Source organism: Leifsonia sp. McL0627 (assembly GCF_058244615.1).
The window spans coordinates 118736-139650 of sequence record NZ_JBZCGM010000005.1; the positions used below are offsets into that span (position 1 = coordinate 118736).

Below are 20915 nucleotides of genomic sequence, written 5' to 3' on the forward strand. Positions count from 1 at the left end.
CGCGCATCCACTGCTCCTAGTCGTTCGAGATAAGGCTTCGAATCAGAGCCACGGTCTCGTTCTTCTTGCTGGGGTCGCTGGCGGCGGCGATGAGTGTTAGCGCAGTCAACATGTTGCGGGGGATCGCTTTGTCGATCTCAATCCCGTTTCGGTCGAGAAAATAGGCGAACAACGCCGCGCCTGTGCGTTTGTTCCCATCACCGAACGGGTGATCTTTGACCACCATATAGAGCAGATTCGCGGCCTTCTCTTGCGCGCTCGGATAGAGGTCCTGGCCCATGAACGTCTGGTCGATCTGCCCGATGACTCCGTGAATCGATTCGTCTTTCGCAACGCCTAGTCGTTCGTCTTCTGGGTAACGGCCGCGGAGCTCGTCGACGATCCGTTCGACGTCGTCGATGTTTATGCTCGCCGTAGCAAGGTCTTCCTCGGGCACCGAGAGCTCCCCTCGGTCATAATCGGCAAGGCGGTCGAGGTCCCCTGTGTAGCGCTGCATGATCCGGCGAATGCTTGCCAGTTGCTCATCGTGAGAGGTGGCGAGCAACTCAGTTACCTGATGCGCACGGTAAAGCTGCGCGGCATTCTGGTCCAGGATTCGCTGCCGGAGAACCCCCGTAGCCCATCTGCGAAAGTGAACGCCTCTGGGCGAATGGACCCGATAGCCCACGGAGATGGTTGCGTCGAGGTCATAGTGCCGGATGCTTCGAGAGACATCCCGGTCGCCTTCGCGGCGAACCATCCGGATTTCCCGGATAGTTGCTTCGCGTTCGAGCTCGCCGTCGCGAAAGGCGTTTCCCAGGTGTTCGTTGACGGTGCGAACGTCGACGCCGAACAGATCCGCCATCTGCGCCTGCGTCACCCACACCGTCTCGCCGTCGAAACGCACAGGCAGCGTCACCGCACCATCGGGCGATGAGTAGAACTCCATGCCGGTCTCCGGGGCCTCCGCCGTGAGTTCTTCCCGCGGATCGGAGCGCTCAAGTGGTGCCGAGGACGGGCCACTCGGCGTGGCGATGGTCTTGCGACGTGGCTGCCGGCTACTCATGCGTCTTGCCTCTGATCTGTCTGGTGGATGTGTCGTAGCTATTCTCCCGGGTATGAAGATGCAGACGGAGGGGCGTCGTCGTTTCGTCGGCGTGGCGAGGATGCGGCGGAGCGCCTGTCGTCGCGTATGGTTGCTGTGGCGCCCAGACTGCGTCGTCTACCGGCAGACAGGCACCGAGGAGCAGCGATGTCCCACCTCCGACTGGCAACGGCGATCGTCGCCGCGACGTGCGCGTTCGCGGCTCTCGGGATCGCGGGGCCAGCGCTCGCAGCGCCGTCCGCCGCCGATCCTGCGCCGTCCGCACCTCCGGCAGGGACCCCGACGATGGGCGGGTACGCCCCGGAGAAGTTCGCCGCCGCCGCAGACCAGCTTCCCGCCGACCTGACGGACGCCGTCCAGCGTGATCTCGGGCAGACCCCCGAGCAGTATCTGAGCGATGCCGCCGCGGCGACGGATGCGGCCGCCGTCGTGTCGTCGCTGAAGCAGCGCGGCGTCGACGTGGTCGCGTCGCGGATCGACGGCACGGCGCTCTCTGTCACGGTCGCCTCGCCCGCCGATGTCGCGCCGGCGGAGGCGACAGGGGCGAGCGTCACCGTCGGAACGGCGACGCCGCCGCCCAGTGGGCTCCAGCTGAATTCGGCGGCGACGCCGCTTCTCGGCGGGACGGCGTGGGGATACCTGACGAACGCGGCCACGGGCCAGGGCGAGCGCTGCTCCATCGGCTTCAACGGGAGAAACGCGGCCAACCAGCCGCAGTTCGTCACCGCGGGGCACTGTGTGCAGAGCACCCCGCAGTCGTCGATCATGCAGATCGTGCAGAGCAGGCCGAATGACCCGGCGGCGGTGTTCGGCGCGACGATCGGGGCACCCGTCTCCGGGAGCTTCAGGTTCGGAGCAGGGTTCGATTCCGGAGTCATCGCTGTCACCAACCCCGGATTCGCGCCGCAGGCGGCCATCTCGACCTGGGGAGGCGCGCAGGGCGCTCCCACCGCGAGCTCGCTCCCGATCAAGGGCGATACGACGGCTGTCGTGGGCGCGGCGATGTGCAAGTCCGGGTCGACGAGCGGCTGGACCTGCGGCAAGGTGCTCTACGTCGATGACTCCGTGCTGGTCGACGGGCAGACGGTCAACGAGATCATCAGCGACGCGTGCGTACTGAAGGGCGACAGTGGGGGGTCTGCCGTCATCGGTGCATACGCCATGGGCGTGACGAGCGCCAGCTCGCAGTCGAACACCTGCGGCGCCGGGCAGCTCGGCGCGTTCTTCCCGCTCCGCTCGGCCACGGCGTTCAGCGTCGCGGCGCAGCAGCCGGGCTGGAAGTTGTCCGTGGCCGTTTCCGCTCCGGTGCCCACCCTGCATAACGGCTCGACCGTCTTCGCTCCCGGCTCGTTCTCCGGCACCGTTCCCGGCGGCAACGCGCAGACGACGGTGTCGGTCTACTACGACGGCCGCACCGACGCGGCCGGTGCGAACGGGACCGCGACCGTGACGTCATCCGGGGCCTGGAGCGTCGCGCTGCCGACGACGCCGGGCGCGCACACCTACCGTCTGGTCGCGCGCTGGGGCACGACCTCTGCGGCGACCGCCACCGGCACGATCACGACCGTGGCGAAGCCGGCGGTCGCGCGTCTGTCCGGCAGCGACCGGTTCGACACCTCCGTGCAGATCTCCAAGGCCGGGTATCCAGGAACCGCCACGACGGTCGTCGTCGCTTCCGGGGTCGACTTCCCCGACGCGCTGTCCGCGGCTCCCGCGGCCGTGAAGCTCGGCGGGCCGCTGCTGCTCACCATGCCGGGTGCTCTTCCCGCCTCCATCGCCACGGAGATCGCCAGGCTCAAGCCGACCAACATCATCGTGGTGGGCGGTGTCAACGCGGTGTCGCCCGCGGTCGCGACAGCGCTCGCCCGCTACGGAAAGGTGACCAGGCTGGCCGGAGGCGATCGGTACGAGACATCGCGGATGGTCACGTCATATGCGTTCCCGACCGCGAAGCGGGTCTACATCGCCACCGGCACCTCCTTCCCCGACGCCCTGTCCGCCGGTGCGGCCGCCGGATCGTTCGCGAACCCCGTCGTCCTGGTTCCCGGCTACGCGTCGGGCGTCGACGGAGCGACCTCGGCGCTGATCAAGAAACTCGGCGCGACCTCGATCGCCGTCGTCGGCGGTCCCGTGAGCGTCTCGAACGCCCTCGCCACCTCGCTCGGACGTGTCGCGCCGGTCACCAGGCTGGGAGGAAGCGACCGCTTCGCGACGGCGCAGGTCGTCAACACGAACGCGTTCGCCACGGACGCGGCGATCTTCGTCGCCTCCGGCGTGACCTTCCCCGATGCGCTCGCCGGGTCGGCGCTGGCCGGGGCGAAGGGGGCGCCGCTCTACGTGGTGCCCAACGGCTGCCTCGCGCAGAGCGTCGTCGGGGAGGTCGGACGCCTCGGGGCACGAGCGATGACCGTGCTGGGCGGCACGTCGGCCCTGTCGTCCGGGATCTCGTCGCTCAGCGTCTGCCCGTAGCGTTCCACCCCCGAACAGGGTTCGTCAAAACTGAGACAACGTCAATAAATCAGCGTTTCGCGCGGAATGCGTGCAATTCTTTTGCGTCGAAGGGCACAAACGCTGCATATCCTGGCTAGGCTCGACGATGTGTTGATCCGCCACGCCCGCACGCGCCTTTTCGCAGCGCTCATGACGACCATCGCCGTGGTGCTCGGAAGCGCAGTGCTCGCGGCGCCCGCACAAGCCCAGGAGGCGGTGTCCGCCTCCCGGCCGTCCGCCGCAGTCGCGAGTGTTCTCGGCCCGGTGAAGGCCGCGGTCGGGTCCGACTTCCGGGCCGGGTACATCATCAGCGACTACAACTTCTACAACGGTGCGGCGCTGACCGCTGCGACCATCCAGACCTTCCTCAACTCGCAGGTCTCCACGTGCCGCGCCGGCTACACCTGCCTGAAGGACTACCGGCAGAGCACGTACAGCAGGGGAGCGGATGCACTCTGCTCCGCGTACACCGGAGGCGCGAACGAGACTGCTGCGACGATCATCGCCAAGGTGGGCGCAGCGTGCGGCATCAGCCAGAAGGTGCTGCTCGTGCTCCTGCAGAAGGAGCAGAGTCTTGTCACCGACGACTGGCCGACCGCCGGCCAGTACAACAAGGCGACCGGATACGCGTGCCCGGACACATCGGCGTGCGACACCCAGTACTACGGCTTCTATAACCAGGTCTACATGGCGGCGTGGCAGTTCAAGCGCTACGGCAACCCTCCTGGCACGAGCAACTCGTTCACCTGGTTCCCGGTCGGCCAGGTCAGCGCCGTGCGCTGGAGCCCGAACGCCGCGTGCGGCGCGGGCAACGTGCTGATCCAGAACAACGCGACAGCCGCGCTCTACTACTACACGCCGTACCAGCCGAATGCGGCGGCGCTCGCGAACATGTACGGGACCGGTGACGGCTGCTCTGCATACGGCAACCGCAACTTCTGGCGCCTGTACACGGACTGGTTCGGCCCGACGACGGGCGGCGCCAGCCCGATCGGCAACTATGAGTCGGCCGCGCTCGGTGCGTCCACGTTCTCCATCGCTGGATGGGCGATCGACCAGACGCTGATGCAGGCGGTGGTGAACGTGCAGATCACCTGGAACACCCCCTCCGGTGTCACGACGCAGACGGTCGCGGCGAACGGCAACAGGCCGGACGTCGGCAACGCATACCCGTTCGCCGGCGCCAACCACGGCTTCACCGCGAGCATCCCGCGAAACGGGGACGGGCAGTACTCCGCCTGCGTGACGGCCATCGCGACGGCGGGGAACAGTGCGGGCAACTCCGCCTTCGGGTGCAGGACTGTGTTGTTCTCGTCCGGCATCAACGGGAGCCCGACCGCCAGCAGGGTGCAGGGCGCCGACCGGTTCGACACGTCGGTCGCCGTCTCTAAAGCGGCGTACCCGACCGCTGGCGTCCCGGTCGCATACATCGCGTCCGGCGCCAGCTTCGCCGACGCCATCAGCGCAGGCCCGGCCGCAGCGGCGCAGAAGGGCCCGCTGCTGCTCGCCAACGTCGGGTTCGTCCCCGCGTCTGTGCTCGCCGAGCTCAAGCGCCTTGCGCCGAAACGGATCGTGGTCGTCGGCGGTCCAGCCGCGATCAGCGACTCCGTGCTCGCCGCGCTGAGGACGGTCCAGCCGAACGTCGTGAGGGTCGCTGGCTCCGACCGGTTCGAGACGTCGAGGCAACTCGCGAAATTCGCGTTCCCCTCCGCGACGGGAGCGTACTTCGCCTCCGGCGCGAACTTCCCCGACGCCCTGTCGGCGGCAGCGGCAGCGGGCGTCTCAGCCCAGCCGATGCTGCTCGTCACGGGTGCGCCGGCCGTGGATGCGCCCACCGCGGCGTATCTCGCGACCTCGAAGGTGAAGACGGCCACGGTGATCGGCGGCCCGAGCGCGGTCGACAGAGGCTTCGAGGCGTCGCTGGCGAGCGTGGGCGTTGCTGCGACGAGGATCGGCGGATCGGACCGGTTCGACACGAGTCACCTGATCAATGCGGCGAAGTTCCCGACCGCGACCACGGTCTACATCGCTGCGGGGATGACGTTCCCGGATGCGCTGTCCGGCTCGACCCTCGCTGGGGCGACGCGCGGGCCGCTGTTCGTGACGCCTGGCTGGTGCGTTCCGAGGGCGATCGGCAACGACATCGCGAAGATGAAGGCGACGAAGGTGGTGTTCATCGGAGGGACGACGGTGCTGTCCGGGGACGCGATGGCGTTCAAGCCCTGCTGACGGGCGAGGCGCTGACGGTCTGACGCGAGGTTCGCGTCAGGCGGTGCTGTCGTCCAGCTGCAGATACCGGTAGAACTCGCCTTTCAGCTCTCCGAGGGAGTGGTGCTGGTTGGTCTCGTCGAGGACGAACTCGATCGGGGTGTCGACCTTGCGCAGCCGCCAGCCGCGCTTGCGGGCGTAGCCGCACATCCACACGTCTTCGAGGAACGCGAAGTAGCGGGGCAGCTCGGTGAAGAACGACAGGTCTGCGACGATGTCGATGTCGCAGGCGCAGCCGCCCGTGCCGACGTAGCTGACGCGGTCGCCTGGCTCGGCAGGTCGGCGTGCCCAGTAGTCGCCGTCCATCGTCCACGCCCAGAAACCGGCGATGGTGTGCGGGCCGGAGGCGGCGAGCAGGTCGGTGACGAGATGGTCGCTGACGTCCTGGTCGTCGTCGAGCATCAGGAACGCGCCGGTGTAGCCCTCCTGGTGCAGTTTCCGCGCGACGAAGAAGCGACCGAGGCCTCCCACGTTCAGCCCGCTCGTGAACAGGCTCACCTCGGCGATGGCGCCGTGTGGGCGATAGGCGGCGATGTGCTCGCGGTAGTACGCGGCGTCGGCGGGCTGGTTGTTCCAGAACAGCAACCGGATGCGGGTGTCCTTCTGCGCATCCAGCTGGGTGAGGATCGCGTCGATGCGTTCCCTCCGGTTCCAGAGGCAGATGATGATCGCGACCTCGCCGCCCTGTGCCGCGCCGAGGAGGCGCTGCGGGCGGAACCGGCCAGCGCGGTAGCGTGCCATCGCCCAGCGCCAGCGCGCGGCGGACACGGCCCGGCGCGCGAACGACGACGCACTCACCGCGAGACCCACCAGAGTCTGCCCCACAGGCCGAAGCGGACGGCCAGGCGCAGGGGAGCGAAGTACCACCCGGCGTACTTGCGCGACAGGTAGCGGTATGCGCTGTCGTGGTGGGCCTTCTCCATCGTGTGCGCGTCGCGCGAGGTGGAGTGGGCGCCAGTGTGGGTGACGACGGCCTCGGGGATGTAGATGTTGCGCCAGCCTGCCTTGCCGAGCCGGGCGCCGAGGTCCACGTCCTCGAAGTACATGAAGTATCCGGGGTCGAACCCGCCGAGCTCCCGGTACGCCTCCGCCCGGACCAGCACGCAGGCTCCGGACAGCCAGCCGGCCGCGCGACGGGTCTCCGTCTCGCGCTCGGCGCGGTAGCGCACCGTCCACGGGTTGGCCGGCCAGATACGCCCGAAGAGCGCGTGGGCGACGCCCGTGCGAAGCGAGGGGAGGCGGCGTGCGGACGGATAGACGGTGCCGTCCGCATCCAGGATCTTGGGGCCGAGCGAGCCTGCGCCCGGCAGCTCCCCCGCGGCGGCAGCGAGCACGTCGATCGCGCCGGGTCGGAAGATGACGTCCGGGTTGGCGACCAGGATCAGGTCGGGGTTCGACGTGGCCGCGTCGACTCCAGCGCGGATGCCTCCGCCGTATCCCTCGTTGGCGGGAAGCTCCAGGAAGGTGTATCCGGCGGCCCGCACCAGCTCTCCGGTCTCGGCAGCGCCGTCCGACGCGTTGTCGACCACGATGACCTCGGCGACGCTCGACCCTGCCGTCGGCAGGGAGGACAGGAACGGGCGCATGGCATCTGTCGAGTTGTACGTCACCGTGACGACGAGAACGGAGGGAGTCATGCGTGCTTTCTGAGGCGGCCTGCTGGCGGGTGGTCAGGAGGAGAGGTCGACGACCTCCGGGACCGCGTGGATGACGCCGACCGCCAGCGGGTAGTACGGCACGTCGAACGAGCAGGCCTGCGGCAGGTCGGAGAGGTGGCGGCCGGCGCTGTCCATGAGGGACGCGTTGACGAAGTACTTGCCTGCGCCGAACTGGGCGTCCTTGAGCACGATGCCGACGGTGCGGCGTTCCCTGAGCCTGGACAGCTCCGCGCCGATCCGCGCCGTCGTGGTGCCGTAGACGGGCTGGCCCATCGTGTTGTCGATCTGGATGGCGGCCATCCAGTCGTCGATGCCGGTGTCGTGTTCGAGGGTGACCTCGATGCGCACGTCGTCTCCCGGCTGCACGGACTCTCCGGGTTCGCGGCCGACCGCGAACACGCGGGCGTCGACCACGCGGCCGTTCTCGACGACGGAGCCGGGGTGTTTGGTCGCCTGCACGGCCGCCTCCGCCTCCGCCTCGACCACACGACGGTCTTCGAGGATGTTCCTGAACTCGGTGACCGCCTGGCCGGGGTCGCCGTCGAAGACGACGTTGCCGCGGTTGAGCAGCACGGCACGGTCGGCGAGCTCGGTGACCTGGTTGAGGTTGTGCGTCACGAGGATGATCGTGCGCCCCTCCTCCTGGAAGGACCGGATCTTGTCGAGGCACTTGCGCTGGAACGCCTCGTCGCCGACCGCCAGGACCTCGTCTACCAGGAGCAGGTCGGGGTCGGTGTGCACGGCGACCGCGAAGGCGAGCCGCACATACATGCCGGACGAGTAGAACTTGACCTGCGTGTCGATGAAGTCGCCGATGCCGGAGAAGCTCAGGATCTCGTCGAACCTCTCCTCCGTCTGCTCCCGGCTGAGGCCGAGGATGGAGGCGTTGAGGTAGACGTTCTCCCGCCCGGTGAGGTCGGGGTGGAAGCCGGCGCCGAGCTCCAGGAGCGCGGCGATCCGGCCGCGGCGCGAGACGGTGCCGGAGGTCGGGTCGATGATGCCGCCGATGACCTTGAGCAGCGTCGACTTGCCGGAGCCGTTGTGGCCGATCAGGGCCACGGTGGTGCCGGCGCGCATCGTGATGCTGACGTCTTTGAGCGCCCAGAACTCCTCGCGGTGCTGGCGTCCGCGGCCGAAAGCGACGAGCCGTTCCTTGAGCGAGTTGTCCTTGCGGATGACGAAGCGCTTCGAGACGTCGGTGACGCGGACGACCTCGGGGGCCTCGCCCTCCGCGCCGGTCGCCGTGCCGCTCTGAGTGATGTTGGTCGTCATCGTCACACCACCTGCGCGAAGTTGCCCTGCAGCCGGGAGAAGACCCGCTGGAAACCGAAAAGAAGGATGATGCCGATCACGAACGCGATGCCCATGCGCAGCAGCAGGAAGTCCGGGTACTCCGCGACGCCCTGGCCGCCGACCCACATGGCTTTCTGGAAGCCGAGCACGGCGAGGGTCACCGGGTTGTTCGTGTAGATGTCGAGCGCGAGGGAGTTGCCCAGCGCATCCCTGACCATCGTCCAGGAGTAGACGACCGGCGACGCCCACAACAGGAGGAGGAGTACGACCTCGACCAGGTACTGCACGTCGCGCAGGTACACGTTGATCGCGGACAGCAGCAGGCCGAACGCCGTGCCGAACACCAGCAGCAGCAGCACGGACGGGATGAGATACCAGGTCTCTGCGTGCAGCGGCGGCTTGCCGATGACGATGGTGGCGACCAGCAGGATCACGAACTGGATGAGGAAGTTGAAGATGGCGGACCCGACGCTCGCCAGCGGGAAGATCTCCCGCGGCAGGTAGATCTTCTTGATCAGCCCGGAGTTGCCGACGATCGAGGCGGTCGTGCCGCTGATGATCTCGGAGAACAGCCCATAGACGGTCAAGCCCGTGAACACGTAGATCGCGAAGTCGGGGATGCCGCTGGCAGCCCTGAGCACCTGGCCGATGATGATCGCGTAGATGAGCAGCTGCGTCAGCGGACGCACCAGCGTCCAGACGAAGCCGAGCACGCTGTCTTTGTAGCGCGACTTCAGGTCGCGGCGGACGAGGAGGGAGAGGAGCTCGCGGTGACGGAAGATCTCACGCAGCGAGTGCCACGATCCGGATTTGCTGTCGCCTCCGACCGTCACCATCCGCTCTTGGGAGAGCGCAAGGTATCGATCCTGTGCAGTCATTCAGTCGTCAATCTGTGTCGGGGTGTTGTGGTCGCGGGCTCGATGGATTATAGCTCGGAGCGTCGCCCGGGCAGGCGTTCCATCACCGCGCGCAGCGGCCGGGTGAGCCGCCAGGAGGAGCTGTTCTCCAGCCCGGCGATCCGCTTGTGCAGGTCGTTGTTGATCCGGTTGCGCTCCGAGACGATGCCCTGGATGCGGTCCGGTGCCGGCGACGGGTTCTTGCAGAACTCGAGCAGCGGCGTGAGCGAGGTCGCCCAGGTCATCCCGGCGGCGAACCGCTCGACGTTGCCCGCGATGCGCTTGCGCTCGTCCGCGTCGAAAAGGAGCTCCTCGATGGCGGCGGCCAGCGCATCCACGTCTTCCGGGGGGACGACGCGGCCGAGGTCGTTGTCGCGGATCAGTTCGGCGAAGGTGTCGCCGTCGGTGCTGATGATCGGCAGCGACGCCCACAGGTAGTCCAGGATGCGCGTGCGGAAGCTGAACGCAGTCTCCAGGTGGTCGTAGTGGGTGCTCACGCCGAGGTCGGCGTCGAGCAGGAAGTCGGCACGCTCCGTGTACGGCACCCAGGAGTCGTTGAAGAATACGACGCTGCCGGTGAGCCCCAGCTCTTCCGCGCGCTTGCGGGCCTCGACGGCCATCCGCATGGTCGGGATGTTCGGGTTGGGGTGGCTCGCGCCCAGGAAGTAGAGGCGCAGGTCGGGGTGCGCCTTCGCCGCGACCGCGACGGCTTCGATCAGGGTCAGCGGGTCGAACCAGTTGTAGATGCCGCCGCCCCAGATGATGACCTTGTCGTCCGGGCCGATGCCGTCGACGGTGCCCTTGATGCCGTGGGCACGCTGGACGGGGGCGTCGTTCTCGACGCCGAACGGAGCGACGTCGAGCAGGGAGCGCAGGCTCGGGTCCCTGTCGTACGTCGCCGGGTTGATCCTGGCGAGCCCGGCGAGCTGGCCGAGCCAGAAGTCGCGCTGCTTCTCGGAGGCGCAGACCATGAAGTCGGCGCGTTCCAGCTGGTCGTTGAGCACCTCGACGGTGTCGATGGCGACGGCGAGACGGTCGGCGGCGCCGAGGTCTTTGCCCTGCTCGAGCTGTTCCAGGTGCATCGGGTCGTAGATGTCGGCAACGATGATCGTGTCCGACTCCTTGATCCACTGGTGGGTGCGCAGGATGTGCCCTTGGAAGACGAGCACTTCCGCCCACTCCACGTGTGAGTGCAGCGAGTCGTCGTCGGCGAAGTGCACGGGGAAGGCGTCGGAGCTGATCTCGGCCCTGTTCGTCGAGACGAGGCGGACGTCGGCGAACGCGGACAGCGCCTTGGCGATCTCCCACGCGCGGATCGCCGGCCCTGCCATCAATTCGCCGAGGGTGTCCGGAGTGACGACCAGGATGCGGCGCCTGCTGCCGGTGGCTGTCTCGGTCTGCGACGGTGTTGACGTCATGGAATAAGGGTCTCCTGCTTGCACGTGATGCGCCAGGCCCTCCTGGCGTCTGCTGACGTGCTCTCCGCTCGCGTCGGGCACACCGAGCACGAAAGCCGTCGGCAGGCTACCACCGCAATCGGGGAAGTCGGTGTGATCCGGAAGCCCTCAGTGCTTGCCCTTGCCGAGCATCCTGGCCGCGCCGTCCGCCATCCGCACGATGCGGCGGGAGGTGAGCCGGTCTATGAGTTCTCGCAGCCCGTCGTTCTCGGCGCGCAGCGTGTCGACGTCGGACTGCAGCGCGGTCGCCCGTGCATCGGCGGCGGAGACCCTCCGATCGAGGTCGGCGATGGCGAGGCCGACGGCCCGTTCGTCCGCGACCGCGGCGTCGTCCACAGGGACATCGGGCACAGGGGACGCGACGGTCTCGGCGATGCGCGTGTCGAGCACGTACTCCCCGGAGGCGATGCCCGCGGCGAGTTCGGCGTCGTCGGGGTGCCGGCAGAGGTAGAGGGGGAAGAGGACACCGTCGAGCAGACGTCGGTAGTCGCGCATCCCGTGGTGGTTGGGGCTGGGGGTGAGGTCGGGGGAGTTCTCATATGCGCTGCCCGCGTTCCTCACCTTCCTGCTGTACTGCTCCCACGAGCGCCAGGGGAAGTGCAGCACCTCGACCTCGAAGCCGTCCGGCACCTGGCCGCGGTTCTCCAGACTGACGAAATGGTTGCCCTGCACGACCTCGACGTCCGGGTCGCCGATGTGGGCGGCGTCGTGGGTGGCGTGGGCTTTGAGGCCGACCCGCTGCAAAGCGTCGACGGAGCGCAGGTCGCGGTAGGCGAGGCGCTGCAGGCCGGAGCCGGAGAGCGCGGCCGGGCCGATCATGTCGTGCACCGGCACGTCGAACGCCTGGATGCTCTGCGGAATGTTCTCGAACGCCTCTTTGAGAGTGATGCCAGGCCGAACGGACAGCCAGAACTCGTCGGCGTCCGCGTTGATCACCCAGTCGGCGCCGTGCACCGTCTTCGCATCGCGCGCCATGCGGGTGACGGTGACGCCCTGCTGCTTCTGGTGCACCGGGTCGCTGCGCAGATCGACGACACCGCGCTCCGCGTACCCCTGCAGCAGTTCGTACGTGCCGTCGACCGAGCCGTTGTCGGTCACGATGATGACGTCGACGCCCTGCCGCAGATGGTGATCGAGCATCGCACCGACGATGTCGACTTCGTCGCGCACCATCAGGGTCATCGCCAACTTCACTTGCTGCCTCATCGCCGCACAGTCTAGATGACCGGCAGCAACGACTCCGCCACTAGACTTGCCCGGATGAACTCCTGGAAGGACAGTGCCGGACGCGCGTTCCGATCGATGCTTCCGCCCGAATCCGCCCCTCGCCGGGTGCTCCGCGCGACCCGTGGAGCTGCCCGCAGCTTCCGAGACGGGCTGAGCGCTCCGGAGGCCGAGCCCGGCTACGAGGGCCCCGGCCTCACCGACTACGCGCAGTGGCGCGCGCAGCAGCCGGAACTCGAACCGCTGCCCGGCGACCACACGGAGACGACGTTCGTCGTCGTGGTGGAGAGGTCGGCGCATCCGGATGAACAGGAAACCAACGCGATCGAGCGCACCGTGGCGAGCGTCGCTGCTCAGCGCTCCGTGCGCTCCCGATCGATCGTCGCCGTCTCCGGCACGCCTCTGGCCGAGCTGCTCGACGGCGCGGAGGAGCAGTTCGCCCTGTTCCTGACCGCAGGCTCCGTCCTCGACCCCGCCGCGCTCGAGCAGGTCGCGAAGGAGCACAGGGTCGACCCTGTGCGCCGCGTGATCGCGTTCGACACCGACCAGGTCACCGCTGCGGGCGAGCGGGTCTCACCTCGATTCCGGCCGGCATGGTCGCCGGAGATCATGCTCGGCGTCAACTACCTCGGCAGGGCGTTCGCCATCCGCACGGCTGCGGCGCTCGCCGACGACGGAGCCACGCTCGATTCTCACGGCATCTGGAAGCTCCTGCTCGGCACGGAGCTGTCGGATGCGGTGGTCGGGCTCATCCCGCACATCCTGCTGTCGACGCCGGCAGGTCCCATCGCCGGCGCGACGGAGGCCGACGCCGCGATGGTGCAGCGTTCGCTGCGCGAGCGGGGAGAAGCAGCCACCGCGCAGGTGAGCAACGGCATCGTGCGGGTCGCGTTCGAGCTGGAGACCTGGCCGAGCGTGTCCATCGTCATCCCCAGCAAGCACTCAACGGCCAACCTGGAGCGGTTGCTGCCGAGCCTCGCGAGCACCGACTACCCCGCGTTCGACGTCACCATCGTCGACAACGGAGGGGAGACGGACGAGCACGAGGCCTGGTACACGGCGCTCGACGCAGGACTGCCCATCCGGCACGTCTGGTGGGCGGAGGAGCCGTTCAACTATTCGCGGGTCAACACCGTCACCGCGGCAGCGACCGACGGCGAGGTGCTCGTCTTCCTCAACGACGACACCGAGATCGTCGACCCCGACTGGCTGCGCGAACTGGTCGGGATGCTGCACCGCGAGGGCGTCGGCACCGTCGGATACCAGCACCGCACCGCTGAGGGCGTCGTCCAGCACGGCGGCGTGATGCTCGGCCCTGGCGGGTTCGCCGCCAACCTGTTCGCTGGCATGGACCCGGATGGCGACACCCTTCTCGGGCCGGTCCGCTGGTACCGGAACACGCTCGCGGTGACCGCGGCGTGCGTGGCGATCCGCCGCGAGCTGTTCGACGAGGTCGGCGGGTTCGATGAGCGCTTCCAGCTCACCGGCAGCGACGTCGTCCTGGGTCTCGACCAGATCATCCGGGGACGCCGCAACGTCGTCATCCCGTTCGACGCCGTCCGCCACTTCGAGTCGCTGACCCGCGGAGCGCACGCACCGCGCGCCGACTCGTTCGCGAGCTACTGGCGATACCACCCGTGGCTCGCCGCCGGCGACCCGTACGTCTCCCGCAACCTGTGCAGGCTCACCGAGATCCCGCGCTTCGCCGCGGCGGACGACCCGTCGCCGCTGCAGCTCGCCATGTCCGGACTCGGCCGTGAGTTCGCCTCCGACGCGCAGAAGTCGACCATCTCGGAGGACGCGACTGCGCTGATGTCGCTCGCGACCATCTCCGAGGAGGAGGTCGCGGCCGTCGCCGGCTCCCACGCGGGCACGACAGGCCGCCGCGAGGTGCGCACGATCAACTGGCTGCTCCCCGGCTTCGACATGCCGTTCTTCGGCGGCGTCAACACCACGCTGCGCATCGCCGACAAGCTCGCGCGCGAGCACGGCGTCATGAACCGATTCCTGGTCAACGGTCACCCGAACAACGAGTTCTACGAGTCGGCCATCGTCGCCGCGTTCCCTGGCCTCGCGGGCTCCGAGGTCGGCAACTACTACGGAGACGACGACGGCATCGCGGCCGTCCCTCCCGCCGACGTCGCCATCGCGACGTTCTGGCTGACCGCGGTGGATGTGGCGAAGACGCCGGGCACACCGCGCAAGTTCTACCTCATCCAGGACTACGAGCCGTCGTTCTACCCGGCGAGCACCCTCTTCGCCATGACGGAGCAGACCTACAAGCTCGGCCTGTACGGCATCTGCAACACCGAGAGCATGCACGCGATCTATGCCGGAGGGTACGGCGGCACGGCGACCTACTTCACGCCCGCCGTCGACAGGGAGATCTACCACCCCGTCGGCCGTCGCGAGCGCGGCGACGACGAGCCTGTCACGATCTTCGCGTACGCCCGCGACCACTTCCGCAACTGCTGGGAACTGGTGTTCGCCGCCCTGAGCGAGATCAAGCGCAGGCACGGTGACGGGGTGCGGATCATCGCCGCCGGTGCGAAGTACCTGCCGCCGAGCGCCGACTTCATCGACCTCGGACTGCTCGACTATCGCGCAACGGGACGGCTGTACCGCGAGACGGACATCGGCGTCACCATGCAGATCTCCCGTCACCCGTCGTACCTGCCGCTGGAACTGATGGCGAGCGGGGTCGCGATGGTGGCGCCGGACTCCGACTGGTTCCGCTGGCTGTTCCACCCGGACGAGAACGCGCGCACGACGATGATGACCTACGACGACGTCGTGGCCGGCATCGACGAGCTGGTGCTGGATGCGCAGAAGCGCCGCGCCATCCAGGCCGCCGGCATCCAGACCATCGACGCCGCCCACTCCGACTGGGACGCCGCCCTCGACCACCTCTACGACTTCCTCTGCGACCCGGAGTCCGAGGCCCGTCCCTCCAGCGCACCCCGCACCATCGCCCCCTGATCATCGACTCCGCACTTATGTACGCGACACACGGCGTGTCGCGTACATAAGTTCAGGCTCGATTGCTGGGGGTCCCGGAGTTGGGGGACGCGGGGCTGGGGGAGTCGGGCGTGGCGAGCAGGCGCGGGAGGGCGCGGTAAGTCGCGACGGTGAAGAAGGTTAGAGCGAGCGCGACGGCGAGCGTGAGCGGGATGACGCCGCCCGGCGGCTGCCAGGTGGGCGAGAGGTAGGCGGCGGTCCAGGAGGTGGAGCCGGCGGCGTAGCGACGCAGGGTGAACGCGAATGCGGCGAACTGCCCGACGGCGAGCACGACGGCGGTCGCCCTCAGCGCCGCGACCGTGTTGCGCGATCCGACGCCCACTCCAGCTCTGTCCAGGGCCATGCCGCCCCAGATCGCCAGCACGAGCACGATCGCGAGCATGTATCTGCCCTGCCAGACGTCGCCGACCTGGCGCCACAGCGACACCTGGATGACCACCGGGATCAGGAAGAGCGCGGCCACGAAGCCGAGCGCGATCCAGCGCTCCCGTCCGCGTCCGAGCACCACGGGGAACAGGACGAGCGCTGCCAGGACCCCGAACCAGATCACGATGACCACATCCGGAGCCGGCACGTCGACGGTCCCGAACAGGCCGATCAGCTGCTTCCAGTATGAGAACGAGTTCTCCAGCATCGTCTGCGCGACCGTGAACAGGCTGCCGGGCGTCGGCTCGATCTGCGCCTTCACCTGGTTCTCCGGCCGGGTGAACCAGAACAGCTGTCCGGCGCCGACCACCGCGAGCAGTCCGAGAACGACCCAGGTGGATGCGCGGCGCAGCAGATACTGCCAGTCCGCCCTGCGCATGGCCAGTACGACGGAGACGCCGACGAGGAGCAGCCAGAGCATCCCGAGACTGCGGCCACCGGTGACGAGGGCGGCGGAGACCACGGCCGTCACGGACGACAGCCAGAGCAGCCAGCCGGCCGGGCGGTGCTTCGCGAGCGTCAGCAGCGAGACGAGCAGTGCTCCCGCCGACGCCAGCTCGACCGCGTTCGGGTTGATCGCGCCGCCGAGGAAGAACACCATCGGGGTCAGCGCGCCGACGGGCAGCAGCAGCGTCCAGCGCGCCCCGGGCCAGCAGCGCACCAGGGCGGCAAGCACGGCGAGGAGAGCGGCGACGATGGCGCCGGAGAAGATTCGCATGGCGTGGATGGCCGCCTCGCCGGAGAACACCAGCGACGGCAGGCCGACGACCAGATAATAGACGGGGCTGTTGGTGTACGCGGTCGTGATGGACCGCCGCAGCTCGCCGGGGGCGGCGTCGGAGGAGCCGACGCAGGCCGGTGTGACCGTCGGCTGCCCGGCGAAGCAGCTCCCAGCGCCGGGGATGTAGAGGTAGGCGGGCGCCTCGAAGTACTTGCCGTCCCCGACGATCTGCCCGCGCACGGCGGTCGTCGCGCGCACGGTGTGCGACGCCTCGTCCGGCACAGAGAAGATCGGCGTCGCGAGGGACCACGCCGTGAGCAGTACGAACAGGGTGACGAAGACCCCGGCGAACAGCCTCAGAGGGAACCGCATCCCCGTCAGCCCTGCGGGATGAACAGGGACGCGACGAAGACGAACGCGCCGACGCCGCCCATGATCCAGCGAGGGACGGGCCGCTTCGCCAGGAGGAGGGCCGCACAGGCGAGGAAGAACGGGATGAGGGAGACGCCGTAGCGCGCGGGCGGCGGATCCGGGTATGTGCCGAGGGCGGCATACGTCACGATCGAGAGCAGCGGGGCGGAGATCAGGGCCGCAGCGAACGTCGCCCAGGCGAGGGTGGCGCGACGGCCGCCCCAGCGGGCGACCATGAGCAGCCCGATCACGCCGGCGATGGTGACCCAGGCGACCGCGTAGTTCGAGATGAGCCCAGGGCCTTTGAGGAACGTGGTCGTGTCGCCGACGCCGCGCGCAGACCCGTCGATGAAGAGCCCGGACTGCAGGATCAGCGACGTGATGCCGAGCGGACGGACCTTGCCCATGTCGGGGGCGGGGCCGACGGCGGAGGCGGAGCTGTAGACGGTCCACGCGAGCTGCAGAGCCATCGCGATGACCACGGAGACGATGCCGGTGATGGTCCGGCCGTCGGCGAACGTGCGGCCGATCCAGCTCGCCTTGGACGCGCGGTTCCGGTATGCGTCGATGGCCGCACGGATCACGAGGAAGAACACGGCAGCGGCGACGGCCGCGAGGTTCTGCACCTTCAGCATCGTCACGAACGCGGCGCCGGCGGCGAACCACACGTAGCCGCTTCGCCTGTCGGCGACGGTGGCGAGGTAGAGCATGAGACCACCGGCGAACAGGGCCGTCGCATCCGTGCTGATGTACGTGTTCGACCAGTACGCGGGGAGCGAGCCGATCATCAGCAGTCCGACACCCGTCGCGGCGACCGGATGCACTTTCAGCCGTCGCAGCGCCAGGTACAGGAACAGGGCGGCTGCGGCCAGCCAGATCGCGCCGACGAACCGTCCGGCGTCGACGAGGTCGACCCCCATCCAGACCAGCGGCTCGGCGATGACACGGGTGATGCCGAAGTAGAGCGGCGTGTAGATGTACGCCGACGTGGCGCCGTGGAACGGGAACAGCTCGGCATTCCTCGCGTTGGAGAGCGTGCAGCGCGCATCCGGGGACGGCGCGAGCAGGCGGAGCCCTCGGCAGCCGAGCTCCTGGCGCGCGTACGTGCCGGTCTCCTCACCGCGGTGCACGGTGAACTGGTGGCTGATCTTGGCGAAGTAGTCGATGTAGACGTACTCGTCGACGGGGGAGACGCCCCGGTGGCCTGGCACCTGCACGATGCCGACCAGCAGCGAGGCGATGATGAGGATCGCGGGCGCGATCGCGCTCCGCGAGAACAGACGCGCGAAGAAGCCTCGTCGCCCCGCCGGGGCTTCGGACTCGATATCCATACTGATGTGCGGCCTTACGCTCGTGGGTCTCACCGGAGGGTCTCACCGGGCGGCGAACTGCGCCAGCTTAGCAATCCGACGCTGGGAGGGGCGGCCGACGCGGCCGGTCCAGCCCGCCTTGGTAAGCTGGCGGGCGCACACGCCCATGCGAAAGGACCGTATGCCTGCAACGCGACCAGGGGTCGTCTCGGTCGTCCTCGTCAACTTCCGAGGTACCGACGACACTCTCACCGCCATCGAACATCTCGGCCGCCTCGACTGGCCGGCCGACCGGCTCGAGATCGTGGTGGTCGAGAACGCCTCGGGCGACGACAGCGCCGCGCGCCTCCGGGCCGCCGCCCCGCACGTGCTGCTGATCGAGTCGAAGTCCAACCTCGGCTTCGCCGGCGGCTGCAACCTGGGCGTCAAGGAGGCGAGCGGCGAGTACGTCGCATTCCTCAACAACGACGCCAAGCCGGATGCGGCCTGGGTGCGCGCCGCCGTCGAGCGGTTCGAGTCCAGTGCCTCCGTCGGCGCCGTCGCCAGCAGGGTGCTCGACTGGGAGGGCCAGAACGTCGACTTCATCGGCTCGGCCATGACCTGGTTCGGTCAGGGGTACAAGCCGCTGACGGCGCAGCCGGTGCCGAGCACGCCGGACGTCGCTCACGACGTGCTGTTCGGCACGGGATCGGCGATGTTCGTCCGCCGCTCGGTCTACGAGCAGCTCGGCGGGTTCGACGAGCGCTACTTCATGTTCTTCGAGGACGTCGACCTCGGCTGGCGGCTCAACCTGCTCGGCCACCGCTACGTCTACGAGCCGGCGTCGCTCGCCTATCACAAGCACCACGCATCCATGTCGTCGTTCGGTGCGTTCAAAGAGACGTACCTCCTCGAACGGAACGCACTGTTCACTCAGTACAAGAACCTCGGAGACGAGGCGCTTGCCAACGCCCTGCCGGCGACGCTCGCGCTGACCGTCCGCCGCGGCGTCGCGAAGGGCGAGCTCGACTCGACCTCGTTCGACCTCCGGAAGGGCGCCTCCAACGACCCGACGATGGAGATCTCGAAGGAGACGGTCGCCGCCGTCTACGCGATCGACCAGTTCGTCGAGCACCTGCCGTCGCTGGTGGAGTCGCGCGAGCAGATCCAGCGCACCCGCGTCGTCTCCGACAGCCGCCTCTGGTCGCTGTTCGGCGAGACGGACGCGCCGTCGTACACCGCCGAGCACTACCTGGAGGGCTACGACAAGCTCGTCACGGCGTTCCCGGTGACCGAGACCCCGGAGGTGACCCGCGTGCTGATCATCACCGGCGACCCCATCGGCGTGAAGATGGCGGGTCCGGCGATCCGCGCCTGGAGCATGGCGGAGGCGCTCGCCAAGGACAACCTGGTCACCCTCGTCTCGCTCTCCGGCGTCGAGCCGGTGTCCGCGCCGTTCGACATCGTGCACATCCGGCCGGGAGACGACCGTTCGATGCGCAAGCTCGAACGGGAGAGCGACGTGATCGTCTTCCAGGGTCTCGCGATGGCGCTGTTCGACAGCCTCCGCAAGACCGACAAGATCATCGTCGCCGACGTCTACGACCCGATGCACCTCGAACAGCTCGAGCAGGGCAGGGAGCTCGGCCGCGAGCAGTGGGACAAGCAGGTCCTGGATGCGACAGACGTGCTCAACGAGCAGCTGGAGCGCGGCGATTTCTTCCTCTGCGCCTCCGAGCGCCAGCGGCACTTCTATCTCGGGCAGCTCGCCGCGCTCGGCCGGATCAACCCGGCCAACTACGCGGACGACCCGGACCTCGACCACCTCATCGACGTGGTGCCGTTCGGCCTCTCCGAGACGGCGCCCGTGCACGAACGGGATGTGCTGAAGGGCGTCCTGCCCGGCATCGGAGCGGACGACAAGCTCCTGCTGTGGAGCGGCGGACTGTACAACTGGTTCGACCCGAAGTCGCTCATCTCCGCCGTGGCGAAGCTGTCGGAGACGCACGACGACGTCCGCCTGTTCTTCCAGGGCACCAAGCACCCGCATCCCGGGGTGCCGGAGATGGCGATCGTCGCGGAGTCCCGTGGGCTCGCCCGCGACCTCGGAGTGCTCGATCGCTCCGTCTTCTTCAACAGCTCGTGGGTCGACTACGCCGACAGGCAGAACTACCTCACCGAGGCCGACGCAGGCGTCAGCACGCACTTCTCGCACGTGGAGACCACGTTCTCGTTCCGCACGCGCATCCTGGACTACCTGTGGGCCGGGCTGCCGATGGTGGTCACGGCCGGCGACCACTTCGCCCAGCTGGTCGAGGAGGAGAAGCTCGGCGTCGTCGTCCCGTCCGGCGACGTGGATGCGCTCGCCGCGGCCCTGGAGACCGTGCTCTACGACGAGAAGTTCATCGCGTCGACCAAGCGCAACATCCAGCGGGTGCGGAAGCGCTACTTCTGGGGCGTCGTCCTCGCGCCGCTCGTCGACTTCGTCGCCGACCCCCGGCACGCCGCCGACCTGGTCGCGAAGGGCGTGGTCGGCACCGGCGGAGCACCGCGCAAGGCGACGACCAGGCGCAAGAAGCACGGCGTCCGTCACGACGTCGGGCTGTTCTTCCACTACATGAAGAACGGCGGACCAGCCGTCGTGGCCAAGAAGGTACGGAGCAGGCTGGGGAGACGCTAG

The 20915-nt window shown here is 68.3% G+C and carries 13 protein-coding genes; 4 read left to right on the forward strand and 9 right to left on the reverse strand.

Annotation, left to right across the window (positions count from 1 at the left end; translation table 11 throughout):
- Positions 1 to 16: 16 nt before the first annotated feature.
- Positions 17 to 1045 carry a virulence RhuM family protein/type II toxin-antitoxin system death-on-curing family toxin gene (locus AC37TH_RS15930; RefSeq protein WP_490765326.1) on the reverse strand — a complete coding sequence of 343 codons (1029 nt, stop codon included), beginning with the start codon at positions 1043 to 1045 and terminating at the stop codon, positions 17 to 19.
- Positions 1046 to 1231: 186 nt separating this feature from the next.
- Here AC37TH_RS15930 and AC37TH_RS15935 point away from each other — a divergent pair, with 186 nt between their 5' ends.
- Positions 1232 to 3553 carry a cell wall-binding repeat-containing protein gene (locus AC37TH_RS15935; RefSeq protein WP_490765327.1) on the forward strand — a complete coding sequence of 774 codons (2322 nt, stop codon included), beginning with the start codon at positions 1232 to 1234 and terminating at the stop codon, positions 3551 to 3553.
- A 171-nt stretch (positions 3554 to 3724) separates the two neighbouring features.
- Complete coding sequence (locus AC37TH_RS15940; protein ID WP_490765328.1) at positions 3725 to 5803, forward strand: cell wall-binding repeat-containing protein; 2079 nt, start codon at positions 3725 to 3727, stop codon at positions 5801 to 5803.
- Positions 5804 to 5839: 36 nt separating this feature from the next.
- Here AC37TH_RS15940 and AC37TH_RS15945 read toward each other — a convergent pair whose 3' ends face one another.
- The 6 genes from AC37TH_RS15945 to AC37TH_RS15970 all read right to left on the reverse strand — a co-directional run bounded on the left by AC37TH_RS15945 (position 5840) and on the right by AC37TH_RS15970 (position 12352).
- Positions 5840 to 6667 carry a glycosyltransferase family protein gene (locus AC37TH_RS15945; protein WP_490765329.1) on the reverse strand — a complete coding sequence of 276 codons (828 nt, stop codon included), beginning with the start codon at positions 6665 to 6667 and terminating at the stop codon, positions 5840 to 5842.
- Positions 6637 to 7479, reverse strand: coding sequence for a glycosyltransferase family 2 protein (locus AC37TH_RS15950; protein WP_490765330.1), 843 nt, complete (start codon positions 7477 to 7479; stop codon positions 6637 to 6639). Before AC37TH_RS15950 ends, AC37TH_RS15945 begins: the two co-directional genes overlap by 31 nt.
- Positions 7480 to 7512: 33 nt before the next feature.
- Positions 7513 to 8772 carry an ABC transporter ATP-binding protein gene (locus AC37TH_RS15955; RefSeq protein ID WP_490765331.1) on the reverse strand — a complete coding sequence of 420 codons (1260 nt, stop codon included), beginning with the start codon at positions 8770 to 8772 and terminating at the stop codon, positions 7513 to 7515.
- Positions 8773 to 8774: 2 nt separating this feature from the next.
- The gene (locus tag AC37TH_RS15960; RefSeq protein WP_490765332.1) at positions 8775 to 9671 is read right to left on the reverse strand and encodes an ABC transporter permease; all 897 of its coding nucleotides are present in this window, start codon (positions 9669 to 9671) and stop codon (positions 8775 to 8777) included.
- 47 nt (positions 9672 to 9718) lie between these two features.
- Complete coding sequence (locus AC37TH_RS15965; RefSeq protein WP_490765333.1) at positions 9719 to 11107, reverse strand: glycosyltransferase; 1389 nt, start codon at positions 11105 to 11107, stop codon at positions 9719 to 9721.
- Positions 11108 to 11254: 147 nt separating this feature from the next.
- The gene (locus AC37TH_RS15970) at positions 11255 to 12352 is read right to left on the reverse strand and encodes a glycosyltransferase family 2 protein (protein WP_490765334.1); all 1098 of its coding nucleotides are present in this window, start codon (positions 12350 to 12352) and stop codon (positions 11255 to 11257) included.
- A gap of 54 nt (positions 12353 to 12406) precedes the next feature.
- Between AC37TH_RS15970 and AC37TH_RS15975 the strand changes: the two genes are divergently transcribed.
- A complete protein-coding gene (locus AC37TH_RS15975; protein WP_490765335.1) occupies positions 12407 to 15349 on the forward strand; it encodes a rhamnosyltransferase WsaF family glycosyltransferase in 2943 nt (980 codons plus the stop codon).
- A gap of 52 nt (positions 15350 to 15401) precedes the next feature.
- Here AC37TH_RS15975 and AC37TH_RS15980 read toward each other — a convergent pair whose 3' ends face one another.
- A complete protein-coding gene (locus AC37TH_RS15980) occupies positions 15402 to 16907 on the reverse strand; it encodes a DUF2142 domain-containing protein (protein WP_490765336.1) in 1506 nt (501 codons plus the stop codon).
- Positions 16908 to 16912: 5 nt separating this feature from the next.
- Complete coding sequence (locus AC37TH_RS15985) at positions 16913 to 18277, reverse strand: hypothetical protein (protein ID WP_490765337.1); 1365 nt, start codon at positions 18275 to 18277, stop codon at positions 16913 to 16915.
- Positions 18278 to 18437: 160 nt separating this feature from the next.
- Here AC37TH_RS15985 and AC37TH_RS15990 point away from each other — a divergent pair, with 160 nt between their 5' ends.
- Positions 18438 to 20915 (forward strand): glycosyltransferase, encoded by a 2478-nt coding sequence (locus AC37TH_RS15990; protein WP_490765338.1) that lies wholly within the window; start codon positions 18438 to 18440, stop codon positions 20913 to 20915.